The sequence below is a fragment of the Streptomyces ardesiacus genome, from assembly GCF_003112575.1.
GTDB classification, from domain to species: Bacteria; Actinomycetota; Actinomycetes; order Streptomycetales; family Streptomycetaceae; genus Streptomyces; species Streptomyces ardesiacus.
In genome coordinates this window covers 270,628-286,446 of the sequence record NZ_BEWC01000007.1, presented here as the reverse complement: position 1 = coordinate 286,446, position 15,819 = coordinate 270,628, and the positions used below count along the sequence as shown (strand labels likewise).

Annotated in this window: 15 protein-coding genes; 8 read left to right on the top strand and 7 right to left on the bottom strand. The window is 71.8% G+C overall.

From position 1 onward, the window contains the following. Positions 1-10 precede the first annotated feature (10 nt). Positions 11-1,126, top strand: a complete 1,116-nt coding sequence (locus tag Sdi02f_RS23375; RefSeq protein WP_030399844.1) for a hypothetical protein — start codon at positions 11-13, stop codon at positions 1,124-1,126. Between the two features lie 120 nt (positions 1,127-1,246). Next, complete coding sequence (locus tag Sdi02f_RS23370) at positions 1,247-2,398, top strand: glycoside hydrolase family 113 protein (RefSeq protein WP_031184585.1); 1,152 nt, start codon at positions 1,247-1,249, stop codon at positions 2,396-2,398. On the opposite strand, the gene Sdi02f_RS23365 is transcribed toward Sdi02f_RS23370, so the two are convergent. Next, positions 2,395-3,894 (bottom strand): alpha/beta hydrolase, encoded by a 1,500-nt coding sequence (locus tag Sdi02f_RS23365; RefSeq protein ID WP_108933965.1) that lies wholly within the window; start codon positions 3,892-3,894, stop codon positions 2,395-2,397. The two genes, Sdi02f_RS23370 and Sdi02f_RS23365, sit on opposite strands and share 4 nt — an antisense overlap. A 616-nt stretch (positions 3,895-4,510) precedes the next feature. Between Sdi02f_RS23365 and Sdi02f_RS23355 the strand changes: the two genes are divergently transcribed. The 3 genes from Sdi02f_RS23355 to Sdi02f_RS23345 are packed head-to-tail and all read left to right on the top strand — an operon-like array spanning position 4,511 to position 6,376. Continuing rightward, positions 4,511-4,732 carry a hypothetical protein gene (locus tag Sdi02f_RS23355; RefSeq protein WP_031081651.1) on the top strand — a complete coding sequence of 74 codons (222 nt, stop codon included), beginning with the start codon at positions 4,511-4,513 and terminating at the stop codon, positions 4,730-4,732. Positions 4,733-4,754: 22 nt separating this feature from the next. Further along, positions 4,755-5,504: a DNA repair protein RecO gene (recO, locus tag Sdi02f_RS23350; protein WP_030399840.1), complete on the top strand. Its 750-nt coding sequence runs from the start codon at positions 4,755-4,757 to the stop codon at positions 5,502-5,504. Between the two features lie 38 nt (positions 5,505-5,542). After that, positions 5,543-6,376, top strand: a complete 834-nt coding sequence (locus tag Sdi02f_RS23345; RefSeq protein ID WP_031081649.1) for an isoprenyl transferase — start codon at positions 5,543-5,545, stop codon at positions 6,374-6,376. A 95-nt stretch (positions 6,377-6,471) separates the two neighbouring features. Here the strand turns inward: Sdi02f_RS23345 and Sdi02f_RS23340 are convergent, their stop codons facing one another. The 4 genes from Sdi02f_RS23340 to Sdi02f_RS23325 all read right to left on the bottom strand — a co-directional run bounded on the left by Sdi02f_RS23340 (position 6,472) and on the right by Sdi02f_RS23325 (position 9,650). After that, positions 6,472-6,891, bottom strand: coding sequence for a Fur family transcriptional regulator (locus tag Sdi02f_RS23340; protein ID WP_030399838.1), 420 nt, complete (start codon positions 6,889-6,891; stop codon positions 6,472-6,474). Positions 6,892-6,953: 62 nt separating this feature from the next. Then, positions 6,954-7,856, bottom strand: a complete 903-nt coding sequence (locus Sdi02f_RS23335; protein ID WP_030399837.1) for a metal ABC transporter permease — start codon at positions 7,854-7,856, stop codon at positions 6,954-6,956. 10 nt (positions 7,857-7,866) lie between these two features. Then, positions 7,867-8,637, bottom strand: coding sequence for a metal ABC transporter ATP-binding protein (locus Sdi02f_RS23330; RefSeq protein ID WP_030399836.1), 771 nt, complete (start codon positions 8,635-8,637; stop codon positions 7,867-7,869). A gap of 38 nt (positions 8,638-8,675) precedes the next feature. After that, positions 8,676-9,650 (bottom strand): zinc ABC transporter substrate-binding protein, encoded by a 975-nt coding sequence (locus Sdi02f_RS23325; RefSeq protein ID WP_108933964.1) that lies wholly within the window; start codon positions 9,648-9,650, stop codon positions 8,676-8,678. A 159-nt stretch (positions 9,651-9,809) separates the two neighbouring features. Here Sdi02f_RS23325 and Sdi02f_RS23320 point away from each other — a divergent pair, with 159 nt between their 5' ends. After that, on the top strand, positions 9,810-11,192 hold the full coding sequence (locus Sdi02f_RS23320; protein ID WP_030399834.1) for a glycine--tRNA ligase: 1,383 nt from the start codon (positions 9,810-9,812) through the stop codon (positions 11,190-11,192). 107 nt (positions 11,193-11,299) lie between these two features. On the opposite strand, the gene Sdi02f_RS23315 is transcribed toward Sdi02f_RS23320, so the two are convergent. After that, positions 11,300-12,373, bottom strand: coding sequence for a chitinase (locus tag Sdi02f_RS23315; RefSeq protein ID WP_055467716.1), 1,074 nt, complete (start codon positions 12,371-12,373; stop codon positions 11,300-11,302). 113 nt (positions 12,374-12,486) lie between these two features. Further along, positions 12,487-13,929: an MFS transporter gene (locus tag Sdi02f_RS23310; protein ID WP_031184590.1), complete on the bottom strand. Its 1,443-nt coding sequence runs from the start codon at positions 13,927-13,929 to the stop codon at positions 12,487-12,489. A 110-nt stretch (positions 13,930-14,039) separates the two neighbouring features. Here Sdi02f_RS23310 and Sdi02f_RS23305 point away from each other — a divergent pair, with 110 nt between their 5' ends. Both Sdi02f_RS23305 and Sdi02f_RS36880 read left to right on the top strand, forming a co-directional pair. Next, positions 14,040-14,936, top strand: coding sequence for an MmyB family transcriptional regulator (locus Sdi02f_RS23305; protein WP_030399831.1), 897 nt, complete (start codon positions 14,040-14,042; stop codon positions 14,934-14,936). 111 nt (positions 14,937-15,047) lie between these two features. Continuing rightward, positions 15,048-15,818: a hypothetical protein gene (locus tag Sdi02f_RS36880; RefSeq protein ID WP_368668291.1), complete on the top strand. Its 771-nt coding sequence runs from the start codon at positions 15,048-15,050 to the stop codon at positions 15,816-15,818. The last annotated feature ends 1 nt before the right edge of the window (position 15,819 follow it).

The window sequence follows — 15,819 nt, the reverse complement described above, 5'->3', positions numbered from 1 at the left end:
GGAGAGCGAGATGAGCACGGCACAGTCACCCCGACCCGACGACACACCCCGCACGGCCGGTCCGATCGACCCGAGGGGGGAGTCCCCCTGGCCCCGCAGGCTGCTGGTCGCCCTGGTCGTCGGCGGCCTCTTCTGGAGCGTCGCCGCCCTGCTGGACCCGGACGGCGCCACCGTGCGGCAGTTCCTGGCCGCGCTGCTCAGCGCCGTCGCCGTCCTGGCCGTCCAGTACGTCCTCGGACTGGCCCCCCGCCCGCGGCCGGACCGCCTGGAGGAACACACCCGCCGGGTGGAGGACGCCCTCGCCGAGAACACCACCGCCGTCCGCGAGGGACTGAACCGGTACGACGACGAGCTGAAGTCGGGCCTGACCCGGCACACCGAGGACGTCAAGCAGCTCGTCGAGACCCACGTCGCCCAGGCCGACCACCGGCCCGCCGAGGCCGCCCGCGCCCTCGACCCGGTCCGCATCGACAGCGTGCCCGACCTGGCCAAGGGCTTCGCCGACGTCCTGCTGCCCAGCGACTCCATCCTCCACACCTTCGTGCACCTGGAGATGTCCCGGGTGGTCGGGCACATGGCGGACCTCACCAACCTGAGCGCCGAGTGCCCCGGCGAGAACCACGACTGGATGCTCACCCTCACCCGCGCCGCCGAGCGCTCCATCTACGCCACCAGCACCTCCGTGGACCGGCAGTTCTGGAACAGCGAGCCCGCCGGCCGCTACCTGGACGCCCAGCAGGCCGCCATCGACGAACAGGGCGTCGAGGTACGCCGTCTGTTCCTGCTGGAGAGCGCCCGCGAACTCGACGACCGGCTGCTGCGGCTGTGCGAGGAACAGGAACTGCGCCGCATCGACGTCCGCGCGGCGGTCCTGCCCGAGCTCCCCCCGCACCTCCAGCGCGGCACCACCAACGACTTCATCCTCTACGACGAGGAGGTGTCGTTCGAGATCGAGCAGGACCTGCGCGACATCAACGTCCGCACCCGGCTCACCGCCCGCCAGGAGTACGTGCGGGACCGCCTCAAACGCTTCAGGGAACTCTGGGACGCCGGCATGGGCCTGCGCGAACTGGAGGTCCGCGTCGACGACGAGGAGGACGGCAACTGGATGGTCGACCGCGCCTGACGCCCGTCGTGCCCCTCGCCGGGCCGGAGCGACCTTCGGCGTGGCGCGACCTACTCAGGTCAAGGTGCCGTAGACCGAAGGAGGGATGCCGCAGACGCCCGGCACCGGCACAGTGGCCGCATGGAGAAGACCGCAAGGACCAGCCCGGACACGGGCGGCAAGGGCATCGGCCGGGCGCGGTTCCTGGCGGGGGCGGCGGCGCTGGGTCTCGCGGGCGGGGTGCTCCCGGCAGCCGGCGCCCGGGCGGGGGAAGCGCGGGCCGGGCGACGGGGGCTGGCCCGCCGGGGCGTCGTCTACACCGTCGGAGCCGGGGAGACCCCCGCCACGGCGTGGAATACGGCCCGCATGCGCGCCGACCTCCGTGCCATCCGCCGTGACCTGCACGCCAACACCGTGGACGTCACCGGGGACGGCGTCGAACGCCTCACCGCCACCGCCGCCGAGGCCGTCGAACAGGGGCTGCACGTCTGGCTGCAGCCGACCCTCGGCGACGCACCGCAGCGCGACATCCTGGAACACCTCGCCGAGTGCGGCCGGTTCGCCCAGCGGCTGCGGAGGCAGGGGGCGAGTGTGGAACTCAGCGTCGGCTGCGAGTTCTGGCTCTTCGCCCCCGGCATCGTCCCCGGGGAGACGGCCCTGGAACGGGTCGCCAACCTCCAGAACGGCACCGTGGACTTCGCACGGATGCAGCGCCGCCTGAACGCCTTCACCGCGAAGGCGGCGGCGGTCGGCCGCTCCGTCTTCGACGGCCGGCTGAGCTACGCCGCCGCCCAGGACGACGAGGTCGACTGGTCCCTCTTCGACGTGGTCGGCATCGACTACTACTCGTACCACCGGGACCCCGCCGACTACGCCCGCGAACTGCGCGGCTACCAGCGCTGGGGAAAGCCCCTGGCCATCACCGAGTTCGGCACGTGCACGTACGAGGGGGCGCCGCAGGCGGGCGGCATGGGCTGGTCCGTCGTCGACTACGACAAGGATCCGCCGGAGATCAGGGGCGGCCTGGTGCGCAGCGAGCGCACCCAGGCCGCCTACCTGACGCAGTTGCTCTCGGTCTTCGAGTCGATGGGCCTGTACGCGGCGATGGCCTTCGAGTTCGTCACCCCGGACGCGCCCCACCGCCCCGACGATCCGCTCCACGACCTGGACCTGGCGAGCTACGCCCTCACCAAGCCGGTCAGGGACCGCCCCGACGACCCCGCGTCCCCCTGGCACTGGGAGCCCAAGGCCGCCTTCCACGCCCTGGCCCGCTGCTACGCGCGGGCCCGCTAGCGGCAGTACACGTCGGAGCCCGGCCGCTGTCCGGTCGCCAGGAAGCGGGAGACGGTGGCGTCCCCGCAGGCGTTGCCGTTGGCCAGGTAGGCGTCGTGCCCGGTGGAGTTCACGGTCACCATGACGGCGCGCCGGCCGAACGCCTCCCGCAGCTTGCGCGCACCGGTGAGCGGAGTGGCGACGTCCCGCTCGTTCTGGACCAGCAGCACGTTGGAGGGCCCGCGGCCGGTGATCCGCACGGGAGCCTCGCGGGGCGGGTACGGCCACGCGGCGCACAGCATCGCGTTGCGCGGCATGCCCGCCGTGAGCGGGTAGGCGGCCCGGCTGACGGCGACGTCCTTCTCGTACGAGGCCGCCGAGCCGGGCCAGGCGACGTCGCCGCACAGCACACCGGCCCCGACGGCGGCGACGTTCTGCAGCGCGTCCTCGGGCGGCGACGGGGGCGCGGGCGGCACGGTGCCCCGCTCGGCGGCCCGCATCAGCCTGGCCAGCGTGGGGAACGTGTCGGGCGAGTACAGGCTGTCCAGCATGGTCTGCCGCAGCACGTTGCCGTTCAGCTCCGCCGGGTTGGCACCCGGCCACGGGATCGGCTCCCGGTCCAGCCGGGCGGCCAGCCGCAGGAACAGCGGCCGCACCTCGGCGGCCCGGCGGGCGACGCGGTCGGGGTTGCCGGGCCGGGCGGCCCAGGCGGCGAACTCGGGGAAGGTGTCCTCGACCCCTTGTTCGTGCCCCGCGAGCCAGCCGCGCGACACCCGGGCGGGATCCGGGTCGTCGTTGCTGTCCAGCACGATCCGGTCGGTGCGGTGCGGGAACAGCTGCGCGTACACGGCGCCGACGTACGTCCCGTACGACACCCCCCAGGCGGAGATCTTCCGCTCGCCCAGCGCGGCCCGGAGGCGGTCGATGTCGCGGGCCTCGTCGGCCGTGCTCAGGTGCTTGATCAGCTCACCGCCGTTGCGCGCGCAGGCGTCGGCCATCCGCCGGGCGGTGGCCATGTTGGCGTCCACCGACCCGTCCGGGGCGGGCCAGGGGCGCAGCTTCGACAGGGCCAGGTCGCCGTACTCCAGACCGCAGTCGACGGGGGTGGACGGGGCGAGCCCGCGCGGCGCGAACCCGATGAGGTCGTGACGGTCGCGTACGTCCTGGGGGAGCTTCTGCCCCTTCTTCGAGGGGTCGTTGAGGCTCGACCCGCCCGGTCCGCCGGGGATCAGCAGCAGGGCCCCGCGCCGGGCGTCCGGCTTCTCGGCGGGGATGCGGGAGACGGCCATCTCGATGCGGGGACCGCCGGGATCGGCGTAGTCCATCGGTACGTCGAGGGTGGCACACTGCTGCCGGGGGTCGAGACCGGTGCCTTCACAGGTGGACCAGGCCAGGGGCGCCGGCCCGCCCACGCTCGTCGCGGACGCGGTCACCGGTGCGCCGACGCCCAGGAGGGCGGTGGACACACCGACGACGGCGGCGTTGCGAATGCTTCTGATGTGCTTGCGCTGCGTCATGGGACGAGCCTCGCGGACCGACGGGCCTCGCCCCATCCGGCCAACGTCCCTGTCGACAGGGGGGTTTACCCGAGGGCCGAGCAGTCCGCGTACGTCTCCCTGGGACGCCGCACACCGGGGGTCATCCATCGGCTTCCGGCACGGGCGCCCGAAATACCGTCGGTTTGCAGTGCCGCGTCGATCCGCCGGGCCACATCCAACTGCGTTCGACGAATTGCCTGTTCGAACTGACCGATGCGGTCGCCGGAAACGAAAACCCGTACCTCCGGCTCGACTTGGGGATTCCGGCAACCTCCCGACGTCGTATTCGGTTCTGTTCCGAAGAACTCCCGCTCCGCCTTGCCGTGAACTCTTGGCCATGACCAACCCCCAGGCCCTGACCCGCCCTTGTAGTGCGCCTACTCCTGCCGAGCGAAGGCACGTAGCGTGATTACAGGGACACGAAGAGTGAAACCGTAATGGAAAGGGAACACGGTGGAGGCACGGCACTCGGCGCGCTCTGCGCCGAAGGAGCGGAGGACACGGTGAAAGAATGGCGCGCGGCGCTCACGGCGGCAGGAATGGCCCGGGGACGGTGTTCCGCGGAGACCGCGCGGCGCCTCGCCGCGGCCCTGCGATGACGACGACGCCGGCCGTCGGGGTCTGCGCCGTGGACACCCGCAGTGGCCGGGTCGGGATCGTCATGGGGTACGAGGGGCCGTACGTGCAGCTCCGGCCGTACGGCGGGGGACGGGAGTGGGACGCCGAGCCGGGTGACGTACGCCACGCCACCGTGTCCGAGCGGCTCGGCGCGGCGACGGCGTACACCAACGCCCGGAGCCGTGGCGAGGTGCCTTGAAGGATGCGCGAGAATGGGCGGCATGAGTCTGTTCCGCGACGACGGCATCGTGCTGCGCACCCAGAAGCTGGGTGAGGCGGACCGGATCATCACCCTGCTCACGCGCGGTCACGGACGCGTACGCGCCGTGGCGCGCGGGGTGCGGCGCACGAAGTCGAAGTTCGGGGCGCGGCTGGAGCCGTTCTCGCACGTGGACGTGCAGTTCTTCTCGAAGAACAGCGAGCTGGTCGGGCGCGGGCTGCCGCTGTGCACGCAGAGCGAGACGATCGCCCCGTACGGCGGCGGGATCGTCACCGACTACGCGCGCTACACCGCGGGGACCGCCATGCTGGAGACGGCCGAGCGGTTCACCGACCACGAGGGCGAGCCGGCGGTGCAGCAGTACCTGCTGCTCGTCGGCGCGCTCAGGACCCTCGCCCGGGGCGAGCACGCGCCGCACCTGGTGCTGGACGCGTTCCTGCTGCGCTCGCTGGCCGTGAACGGGTACGCCCCGACCTTCGGGGACTGCGCGAAGTGCGGGATGCCCGGTCCGAACCGGTTCTTCTCGGTCGGCTCGGGCGGCTCCGTCTGCGTCGACTGCCGGGTGCCCGGCAGCGTCGTACCCTCGCCGCAGGCCCTGGAACTGCTCGGCGCGCTGCTCACGGGGGACTGGGGGACGGCGGACGCGTGCGAGCCGCGGTACGTCCGGGAAGGGAGCGGGCTGGTGTCCGCGTACCTGCACTGGCACCTGGAGCGCGGCCTGCGCTCCCTGCGGTACGTCGAGAAGTCCTAGCAAGCACAGTACGCACAGTACGAGGAGACGAGAGACACATGGCCGTACGCGGGATCCTGGGGCGGCAGCGCCGCGAGTACAGGACGCCGGAGCCGCACCCGTCCGGCGCGCGTCCGCCGAAGCTCGGTGAGCTGGTGCCGGAGCATGTGGCGATCGTCATGGACGGCAACGGACGCTGGGCCAAGGAGCGCGGGCTGCCGCGCACCGAGGGGCACAAGGTCGGTGCCGAGCAGGTCATGGACGTCCTCCAGGGCGCGATCGAGATGGGCGTCGGGAACATCTCCCTGTACGCCTTCTCCACCGAGAACTGGAAGCGCTCGCCCGAGGAGGTGCGCTTCCTGATGAACTTCAACCGCGACTTCATCCGCAAGTCCCGCGACACCCTCGACGATCTCGGGGTGCGGGTGCGCTGGGCGGGGCGGATGCCCCGGCTGTGGAAGTCGGTGGCCAAGGAGCTGCAGGTCGCGCAGGAGCAGACCAAGGACAACGACCGGCTCACCCTGTACTTCTGCATGAACTACGGCGGCCGGGCCGAGATCGCCGACGCGGCGCAGGCCCTCGCGGAGGACGTGCGGTCCGGGAAGCTCGACCCGGCCAAGGTCAACGAGAAGACGCTCGCGAAGTACCTGTACTACCCGGACATGCCGGACGTGGACCTGTTCCTGCGGCCGAGCGGGGAGCAGCGCACGTCCAACTATCTGATCTGGCAGAGCGCGTACGCCGAGATGGTCTTCCAGGACGTGCTGTGGCCGGACTTCGACCGGCGCGACCTGTGGCGGGCCTGCCTGGAGTTCGCCTCCCGCGACCGCCGCTTCGGCGGCGCCATCCCCAACGAGGAGCTTCTGGCCATGGAAGGCCGCAGCACCCAGTAGGCCCCGGGCGGCTCAACCAGCCCGTCCGGCGCTTGAGGAGGAGGCCGTTCAGGCCGGAATGAGGGGGCCCGGGGCGCAGCCCCGGCCCCACCCGCTCAACCGCCGGAGGCCCCCGCACAGTCCGCGCACGTGCCGAAGATCTCCACCGTGTGGGCCACGTTCACATAGCCGTGCTCGGCGGCGATGGCCTCGGCCCACTTCTCCACCGCGGGACCCTCCACCTCGACCGCCTTGCCGCAGGTGCGGCAGACCAGGTGGTGGTGATGGTCGCCGGTGGAGCAGCGGCGGTAGACGGACTCGCCCTCGTCGGTGCGCAGGACGTCCACCTCGCCGGCGTCGGCGAGGGACTGCAGCGTGCGGTAGACCGTGGTGAGCCCGACCGAGTCGCCCTTGTGCTTGAGCATGTCGTGGAGCTCCTGCGCGCTGCGGAACTCCTCGACCTCCTGAAGGGCTGCCGACACGGCAGCCCGCTGCCGTGTGGCGCGGCCCTTCACGGGCGGTCCAGCGGTGGTCACTGGATTCCTCCTCACGTCTTCGCGGCTTGCCGGGCCATTGTGCCAGCCCGGTACGCCCGCGGTCAGACGCCGACCTCGTCGGCGGCCCCCCTGGTGGCCGGAATCGTGCACTCGGCCGGATCCCCGGCCGGTTGCGCGGCGGCGAGTGCCCGCGCGCGTCGCCGGGCCAGCGGAGTGGCCAGCAGGCTCAGCACGATGAACGCGCCGATGGTGAGCAGCACGATCGTCGCGCCGGGCGGCACGTCCTGGTAGTACGACGTGACCGTGCCGCCGAGGGTCACGCCCACGCCGAGGGCGACGGCGATCGCGAAGGTGGCGGCGAAGCTGCGGGTGAGCTGCTGGGCCGCGGCCACCGGGACCACCATCAGCGCCGACACCAGCAGCAGCCCGACCACGCGCATCGCGACCGTCACCGTGACCGCCGCCGTGACGGCCGTCAGCAGGTTCAGGGCGCGCACCGGCAGGCCGGTGACCCGGGCGAACTCCTCGTCCTGGCTGACGGCGAAGAGCTGGCGGCGCAGCCCGACGGTGACCAGGACCACGAAGGCGGCCAGCAGGCAGATCGCGGTGACGTCGGACTCGGAGACCGTCGACAGGGAGCCGAAGAGGTACGAGGTGAGGTTGGCGTTGGAGCCGCCCGGCGCGAGGTTGATGAACATCACGCCGCCCGCCATGCCGCCGTAGAAGAGCATGGCGAGGGCGATGTCGCCGCGGGTCTTGCCGTACCAGCGGATCAGCTCCATGAGGACCGCGCCGAGGACGGAGACGAGGGTCGCCATCCACACCGGGGACCAGGAGAGCAGGAAGCCGAGGCCGACGCCGGTCATCGCCACGTGGCCGATGCCGTCGCCCATGAGGGCCTGGCGGCGCTGGACCAGGTAGATGCCGATGGCGGGGGCGGTGATGCCGACCAGGACGGCGGCGAGCAGCGCCCGCTGCATGAAGGCGTAGTTCAGGATGTCCATGGGTGCCTTCTCAGCTCAGCAGGCCGGTACGGGCCGGTTCGGCTCCGGCCGGGGCGTGCGGGTGGACGTGGTCGTGGCCGGGCAGGGCGTGCTGGCCGACCGCCTCGGGCGGCGGGCCGTCGTGCAGGACGCAGCCGTCACGCAGCACCACGGCCCGGTCGATCAGCGGCTCCAGCGGGCCCAGCTCGTGCAGGACGAGGAGGACGGTGGCGCCGGCCGCGACCTGCCCCCGCAGCGTCTCGGCCAGCACCTCCTGGCTGGCCAGGTCGACGCCCGCCATCGGCTCGTCCATGATCAGCAGTTCGGGTTCGGCGGCGAGCGCGCGGGCGATCAGCACGCGCTGGTGCTGGCCGCCGGAGAGGGCGTTCACCGAGTCCTTGGCACGGTCGGCCATGCCGACCTCGCCGAGGGCGCGGCGCACGGCCTCGTGGTCGGCCCTGCGCAGGACGCCGAAGCGGGCCCGGGAGAGCCGGCCCGAGGAGACCACCTCGGTCACCGTGGCGGGGACGCCGCCCGCGGCCGTGGTGCGCTGCGGGACGTAGCCCACGCGCGCCCAGTCGCGGAAGCGGCGCCTGGGGGTGCCGAACAGTTCGATCTCCCCGGCCGTCACCGGCACCTGGCCGATGATCGTGCGCACCGCCGTGGACTTGCCGGAGCCGTTGGCGCCGAGGAGCGCGACCACCTGGCCGCGCCGCACGGTGAGGTCGATGCCGCGCAGGACGGGGCGTGAGCCCAGCTCGGCGCGGACGCCGCGCAGGGATATGACGGACTCGTCGCTCACGATGTCCTCCGTAACGATCGAACTGCGGGTGGTACTGCTTACTCGGCGCCGAGGGCGGTCCGGAGCGCCTTGAGGTTGGACTGCATGACCGCGACGTAGTCGTCGCCCCTGGACTTGTCGGTGATGCCCTCCAGCGGATCGAGGACGTCCGTCTTCAGGCCCGCGTCCTTGGCGAGGGTCTTCGCGGTCTTGCCGGAGACCAGTGTCTCGTAGAAGACGGTGGTGACGCCGTCGGCCTTGGCCTCCTCCTGGAGCTCCTTGATCCGGGCGGGGCTGGGCTCGCTCTCCGGGTCGAGGCCGTTGATGGCCTCCTGGGTGAGTCCGTAGCGCTCGGCGAGGTAGCCGAAGGCGGCGTGGTTGGTGAAGAAGACCTTGGTGCCGGTCTTCGCCAGGCCGTCCTTGAACGCCGTGTCCAGGCCGCCCAGCTTCTTCGCCAGCGCCTCGGCGTTCGCGCGGTAGTCGGCGGCGTGGTCCGGGTCGGCCTTCTCGAAGGCCCGGGCGACGCCCTCGGCGATCTCGGCGTACTTCACCGGGTCCAGCCAGACGTGCGGGTCGAGGCCGTCGCCGCCCTCGTGGGCGTGCTCCTCCTCGGCGTGCTCCTCGCCGCCGTGGCCGTGGTCGTGCTCCACGTCGCCGTGGTCCTCGAGCTTCGTCAGCGTGGCCGCGTCGATCTTGGTCTTCACGCCGGACTGGGCGATCGCCTCGTCCACGGCGGGCTGGAGGGACTTCAGGTAGAGCACCGCGTCCGCCTCGCCCATCTGCGCGGTCTGCTTGGCGCTCAGCTCCAGGTCGTGCGGCTCCTGGCCGGGCTCGGTGAGCGTGGTGACGTTCACGTGGTCCCCGCCGATCTGCTCGGCGAGGTACTCCATCGGGTAGAACGACGCGACGACGTCGAACTTGTCCGTGTTGCCCGCCGCCGAACTGTCGCTGGAGCAGGCGGAAAGGGTCCCGAGGCCGATCGCGGTGGCCGCGGTGACTGCTATGCCGGATATGCGGCGTCGTCGTACGTTCATGACACTCATTTTCAACAAATATGGAAACCGTTGTCAACAAGCGGCCGGTCGCACGGACGGGAGCCCCGATTTGGCCGAGGGGCGACCCACGCCGGTAACCTGAAGCATTCTCTGGAAGCATCTCGCTTCGTCGCCCGTCGTCGTAATGAAGAGAGCACCGTGGCCGCCGACAAGATCGACACCATCGTCAGCCTGAGCAAGCGCCGTGGCTTCGTATTCCCCTGCAGTGAGATCTACGGCGGACAGCGCGCCGCCTGGGACTACGGTCCGCTGGGTGTCGAGCTCAAGGAGAACCTCAAGCGCCAGTGGTGGCGCTACATGGTCACCTCGCGCGAGGACGTCGTCGGTCTCGACTCCTCCGTGATCCTGGCCCCCGAGGTCTGGGTGGCCTCCGGTCACGTCGCCACCTTCACGGACCCGCTGACCGAGTGCACCTCCTGCCACAAGCGGTTCCGCGCGGACCACCTGGAGGAGGCGTACGAGGAGAAGAAGGGCCACGCCCCCGAGAACGGCCTCGCCGACCTCAACTGCCCCAACTGCGGCAACAAGGGCACCTTCACCGAGCCCAAGCAGTTCTCCGGTCTGCTCTCCACCCACCTCGGCCCGACCCAGGACAGCGGCTCCGTCGCCTACCTGCGGCCCGAGACCGCGCAGGGCATCTTCACCAACTTCGCCCAGGTGCAGACCACTTCGCGCCGCAAGCCGCCGTTCGGCATCGCCCAGATGGGCAAGTCCTTCCGCAACGAGATCACGCCCGGCAACTTCATCTTCCGCACCCGCGAGTTCGAGCAGATGGAGATGGAGTTCTTCGTCAAGCCGGGCGAGGACGAGAAGTGGCAGGAGTACTGGATGGAGCAGCGCTGGAACTGGTACACCGGTCTCGGCCTGCGCGAGGAGAACATGCGGTGGTACGAGCACCCGCAGGAGAAGCTCTCCCACTACTCCAAGCGCACCGCCGACATCGAGTACCGCTTCCAGTTCGGCGGCAGTGAGTGGGGCGAGCTGGAGGGTGTCGCCAACCGGACCGACTACGACCTCTCCTCGCACGCCAAGGCCTCCGGCCAGGACCTCTCCTACTACGACCAGGAGGCCCAGGAGCGCTGGACGCCGTACGTCATCGAGCCGGCGGCCGGTGTCGGGCGCGCGATGCTGGCCTTCCTGCTCGACGCGTACGTCGAGGACGAGGCGCCGAACGCCAAGGGCAAGCTGGAGAAGCGCACCGTGCTGCGGCTCGACCCGCGGCTGTCCCCGGTGAAGGTCGCCGTGCTGCCGCTGTCCCGCAACCCGGAGCTGTCGCCGAAGGCGAAGGGGCTCGCGCAGGCGCTGCGGCAGAACTGGAACATCGAGTTCGACGACGCCGGTGCGATCGGGCGCCGGTACCGGCGTCAGGACGAGATCGGGACGCCGTTCTGCGTGACCGTCGACTTCGACACGCTGGACGACAACGCGGTGACCGTGCGGGAGCGGGACACGATGAAGCAGGAGCGCGTGTCGCTGGACCAGATCGAGGGGTACCTCGCTTCGAGGCTCGTCGGCTGCTGAACGTCCGTTGCGTGAGGTCCCAGGGGGCTCCCCGTCCCCTGGCCCCCACCGGGCCCGTGCCCACCCACCACCCGACTCGGTCGGCCGGTGGGTGGGCCTTTTTCGCGTCAGCGGCCCTGCAGGGACCTCACGTTGTCGCCGAAGGTCCAGTTCTTCGAGCCGTCCCAGTTGAGGGACCAGGTCATCAGGCCCTTGAGGGAGCCGTTGTAGTGCTTCCAGGCCTGGGAGACCAGGGACGGTGACATGTGGCCGCCGCCCGCGCCGGGCTGGGCGGGCAGGCCCGGGACCTGCTTGTCGTAGGGCACCCGGATCGTGGTGCCCTGGACGACCAGGCCCTTGTTCAGGCAGTCGGTCTGGGCGGTGAAGCCCTGCACGGTGCCGGCCGCGTAGGAGTCGCCGGAACAGCCGTACATGCTGCCGTTGTAGTACTGCATGTTCAGCCACCACAGGCGGCCGTTGTCCGCGTACTTCTTGACGATCGGCAGGTACGCGCCCCAGATCGAGCCGTAGACGACGCTGCCGCCGGTGACGTACGCCGTCTCCGGGGCCATCGTGAGGCCGAAGTTGGACGGCATCCGGGCCAGCACGCCGTCGATGATGCGGATCAGGTTGGACTGGGACGCGGAGAGCTGGTTGATGTTCCCGCTGCCGGTCAGACCGGTCTCGATGTCGATGTCGATGCCGTCGAAGTTGTACTTCTTGAGGATCGGCACGATGGTGTCCACGAAACGGTCGGCCACGGCGGTCGAGTTGAGGTCGATGCCGGCCGTCGCGCCGCCGATGGAGAGCAGGATCGTCTGCCCGGACGCCTTGGCCGCGCACATCTCCTCGGGCGTCGCCACCTTCACGCCCGCGTCCATGCCGTCCTCCCACAGCGCCGTGCCGTCGGAGCGGATCACCGGGAAGGCCGCGTTGAGGACGTTGTAGCCGTGGGCGGCGATCTGGGGATTGGTGATCGGGGTCCAGCCGAAGGGCGGGTGGACGCCGTTGGCGGCGCCGTCCCAGTTCTCCCAGTAGCCCTGGAGGACCTTGCCCGCGGGCTTCGACTTCACGGCGCAGGTGTCGGCGGCCGGGGCGGGGGCGGCGCCGGCGGGGGCGGCGGACGCGGTGGCCACGCCCAGGGGGGTGAGGACGGTGGCCGCCAGTGCGGCGGCCAGTAGACGGATCTTGCGGCGGATCATGCCGGGCCTCCCGGTGGGGGTTCGGTGAGGGAGAGACGTCTTGTGTCGTAGGCATGACAGTGCAGTGGTCCAGACCTTTCGTCAAGAGGTCTGGACCAAGGAGGGGGCGCGGCTCAGGCGATCGTCCGGGGCAGGCGCAGGCTCAGCAGGCCGGTCAGCGCCACCGCCGCCAACTGCACCAGCAGCGTCGTCACCAGGGCGTCCCGCATGCCCATGCCCGGGGTCAGCGACAGGAACAGCGTGCCCAGGGTGGCCACCCCCAGGGCCAGGGACGACTGCTGGGTGGTGATCATCACGCCGCTGCCGACGCCCGCGCGCTCGGGCGGGACCTCCGACAGGACGACCCGGAAGACGACGGGGAGCTGGAGCGCCTGTCCCGCGCCGGTGACCGCGGCCCCCGGCAGGAGGGCGACCAGGCCGAGGTCGGGCCAGGAGCGCCACGCGGCCAGCGCCATCAGGGCCAGGCCGAGCCCCTGGAGGGCGGCGCCGGTGGGAACGACGCGGGTGCCGTAGCGGGCGACGAGGCGGGGACCGGCGAGGGAGAAGAGGAAGAAGACCGCCGCCAGCGGGACCAGGGCCAGACCCGCCGCCACCGGGCCCAGACCCGCGCCCTGCTGCAAAGCCACGGCGATGACGAACATGAAGCCGCTGAAGCCGATCGAGAACGGCACCAGGAGCAGCAGGCCCCGGCGCAGGGACAGGATCGTGAACAGACTCGGCGGGACCAGGGGCGTACGGCCCGTGCGGTCCGCCCGGCGCTCCACCGCGTAGAACGCCGCCGCCGCGAACGGGAACGCCGCCAGCGACAGCCACGTCCACAGCGGCCAGCCCGCCGCCCGGCCCTCGGTCAGCGGGACCAGCAGGGTCAGGATCGAGGCGGCCAGCAGGAAGGTGCCGGGGACGTCCACCGGCTCGGGGCGCGCGGAGCGGGTCTCCGGGACCGCGCGGGCGGCCAGGAACAGGCCCACGAGGACGACCGGCACGTTGACCAGGAAGACGGAACGCCAGCCGGTGCCCGCGATGTCGGCGGCCACCAGGACGCCGCCCAGGACCTGGCCGGCCACCATCGACAGGCCGGCCGTGGCCCCGTACAGGCCCATGGCCTTGGCGCGCCGGGGACCGGTCGTGGTCGCCTGGATGGTCGCGAGCACCTGCGGCAGCATCGCGGCGGCCGAGGCGCCCTGCGCCACCCGCGCGGCCACCAGGGACCAGGCGTCCGGTGCGAGACCGCAGGCCAGCGAGGTCAGCCCGAAGGCCGCCATGCCGGCCAGGAACAGGCGGCGCCGGCCGAAGAGGTCGCCCAGCCGGCCGCCGAGGACCAGCAGGACGGCGTACGCCACGCCGTACCCGGCGACGACGAGTTCCAGGACCGCCTCGTTCGCGGAGAGGTCCGCGCCGATGGTGGGCAGGGCGACGTTGACGATGAAGAAGTCGACGAGCGGAAGCGCGGCGGCGAGCAGCACCGTGAAGAGTCCGAGGCCGCCGAGCGCGGCGGGCGCCGCCGGGGTGTCCGGGGTGCCCGTGCGGAGGGGGCGTGAAGTGATGGTTTCGGTCACGGGACCGAGCCTGCGGCCCTCGGCAAGGTGGTACCAGAGTGTCCTTGTCCTGGTAGCAGGAGTACCTGGCAACAGGGTCCGGGACCCGGCACCCTGGAAGCATGACGACGATGACGGGTCAGGAGACGGCGGCGCAGTCCCCGCGCCGGGAGAGCGGCTCGGAGATCCGGCGGCACGAACTCGCGGCCTTCCTGCGCAGCCGCCGCGAACGCATCGCCCCCGAACAGGTCGGGCTGCCCCGCGGACGCCGCCGCCGGACGCCGGGGCTGCGGCGCGAGGAGGTCGCCCAGCTCTCGGCCGTCGGGGTGACCTGGTACACCTGGCTGGAGCAGGCCCGGGACATCCAGGTCTCCGTGCAGGTCCTCGACGCCCTCGCCCGCGCGCTGCTCCTCGACCCCACCGAGCGCGCCCACCTCTTCCGGCTGGCGGGGTCCGTCGACCCGACGCCCGCGACGGTCTGCCCGTCCGTCACACCGGCGGTGCGCGCCCTCCTGGAGCAGTTCGAGCCCTTCCCCGCCTGCGTGCAGAACAGCCGGTACGACATCCTCGCGCACAACCGGACCTACGGGCTGCTGCTGGGCGACCTGGACGCGGTGCCGCCCGAGGACCGCAACTGCATGGTGCTCTGCTTCACGAACGAGGACTGGCGGTCCGCCATCGTCCATCTGGAGGAGACCCAGCGGCTGATGGCGGCCCGGTTCCGCGCCACGATGGCCGGTCATCTCGCCGAGCCCGCCTGGAAGATGCTGCTCAAGCGGCTGCGCACCCAGTCGCCCGACTTCCGCGAGGCCTGGGAGCGGTACGAGGTCGTCGCACACCGCGGCAAGCGCAAGGAGTTCCTCAACCGGTACGTCGGCCGCATCCGCGTCGACCACACCGACCTGTGGCTCGGCCCGGATCCCGGGCCCCGGATGCTGACGTACGTACCGGCCGACGAGGTCTCCCGGGAGCGGCTGGAGAAGCTGCACGCGATCGCCCTGGAGCGGGAGCCGGTTCCGTCGGGATGAGCGCCCGAAGTGCGGGAACCCGGGGAAATGCGGAAGGTGATGTTCCCGGGGTTCCCAGGGTTGCCACAGCCCGGGGTGCCCACAGCACGCACAGGGCGAGGACGAACAGTCATGGCTGAGCAGAAGTCGGCGCGGACCCTCCCGAGGCCGCTGCACGCGGCCGCTTCGGCGGTACGGAAGGTACCGGGCGCCGGGACGGTGGGCAGGGCCGCCGAGGGCGCGCTGGACAGGATCGGGGCGGTGTCGCCGCGCGGGCGGCGCGTGCTCGTCTACACGGGCGCGGGCGTGGCGGGCGTCGCCGGGCTGGTGGAGTGGCCGGTGGCGGTCACCGGGGCGGCGGTGGCGTGGCTGACGCAGCCGCGCGGGCGCAACGGGAACGGGAGCGCCGCCGCGGGCGGCGAGAAGACGGCGGCCGGGACCCAGGAGGCCGTGGCGTCGGGTACGAAGTCCGCCCGGACGCCGGCCCGGAAGACCACCGCCAGGGCGACGGCGACGAAGACGGCCGGGACGAAGGCCGCGACGAAGGCGGCCGGGACGGGCCGTACGGGCGGCGCCCGCAGCGGGGGCGGCACCAAGGGCACGGGCGGCAGCGGGGCCACGACGGCCGCGGAGAAGCGGACCGCCGGCACCGGGAGGACCGCCGCCAAGTCCACCGCCGGCACCTCCACGGCCGCCAAGTCCGCCGCCGCGAAGACGTCCGCCGCGAAGAAGTCCGCCGCGAAGAAGTCCACCGCGAAGCGGACGTCCGCCAAGAAGACCGCGTCCCCCACCCGGAGCAAGAGCCAGTCGGGGACCAAGGCGTCCTCGAGCCGGCCCTCCACCACGGGCGGCGGCCGCGGCCGCAAGACGGCCGCCGCGTCGCGCACCCGCACGTCCGGCTGAG

Bases quoted from the DNA above. Each gene is read 5' to 3' on its own strand.
- Sdi02f_RS23305 (WP_030399831.1), top strand. From the start codon at position 14,040: ATGACGGGTCAGGAGACGGCGGCGCAGTCCCCGCGCCGGGAGAGCGGC.
- Sdi02f_RS23355 (WP_031081651.1), top strand. From the start codon at position 4,511: ATGACGACGACGCCGGCCGTCGGGGTCTGCGCCGTGGACACCCGCAGT.
- recO (WP_030399840.1), top strand. From the start codon at position 4,755: ATGAGTCTGTTCCGCGACGACGGCATCGTGCTGCGCACCCAGAAGCTG.
- Sdi02f_RS23365 (WP_108933965.1), bottom strand. From the start codon at position 3,894: ATGACGCAGCGCAAGCACATCAGAAGCATTCGCAACGCCGCCGTCGTC.
- Sdi02f_RS23345 (WP_031081649.1), top strand. From the start codon at position 5,543: ATGGCCGTACGCGGGATCCTGGGGCGGCAGCGCCGCGAGTACAGGACG.
- Sdi02f_RS23375 (WP_030399844.1), top strand. From the start codon at position 11: ATGAGCACGGCACAGTCACCCCGACCCGACGACACACCCCGCACGGCC.
- Sdi02f_RS23335 (WP_030399837.1), bottom strand. From the start codon at position 7,856: ATGGACATCCTGAACTACGCCTTCATGCAGCGGGCGCTGCTCGCCGCC.
- Sdi02f_RS23370 (WP_031184585.1), top strand. From the start codon at position 1,247: ATGGAGAAGACCGCAAGGACCAGCCCGGACACGGGCGGCAAGGGCATC.
- Sdi02f_RS23325 (WP_108933964.1), bottom strand. From the start codon at position 9,650: ATGAACGTACGACGACGCCGCATATCCGGCATAGCAGTCACCGCGGCC.
- Sdi02f_RS36880 (WP_368668291.1), top strand. From the start codon at position 15,048: ATGGCTGAGCAGAAGTCGGCGCGGACCCTCCCGAGGCCGCTGCACGCG.
- Sdi02f_RS23315 (WP_055467716.1), bottom strand. From the start codon at position 12,373: ATGATCCGCCGCAAGATCCGTCTACTGGCCGCCGCACTGGCGGCCACC.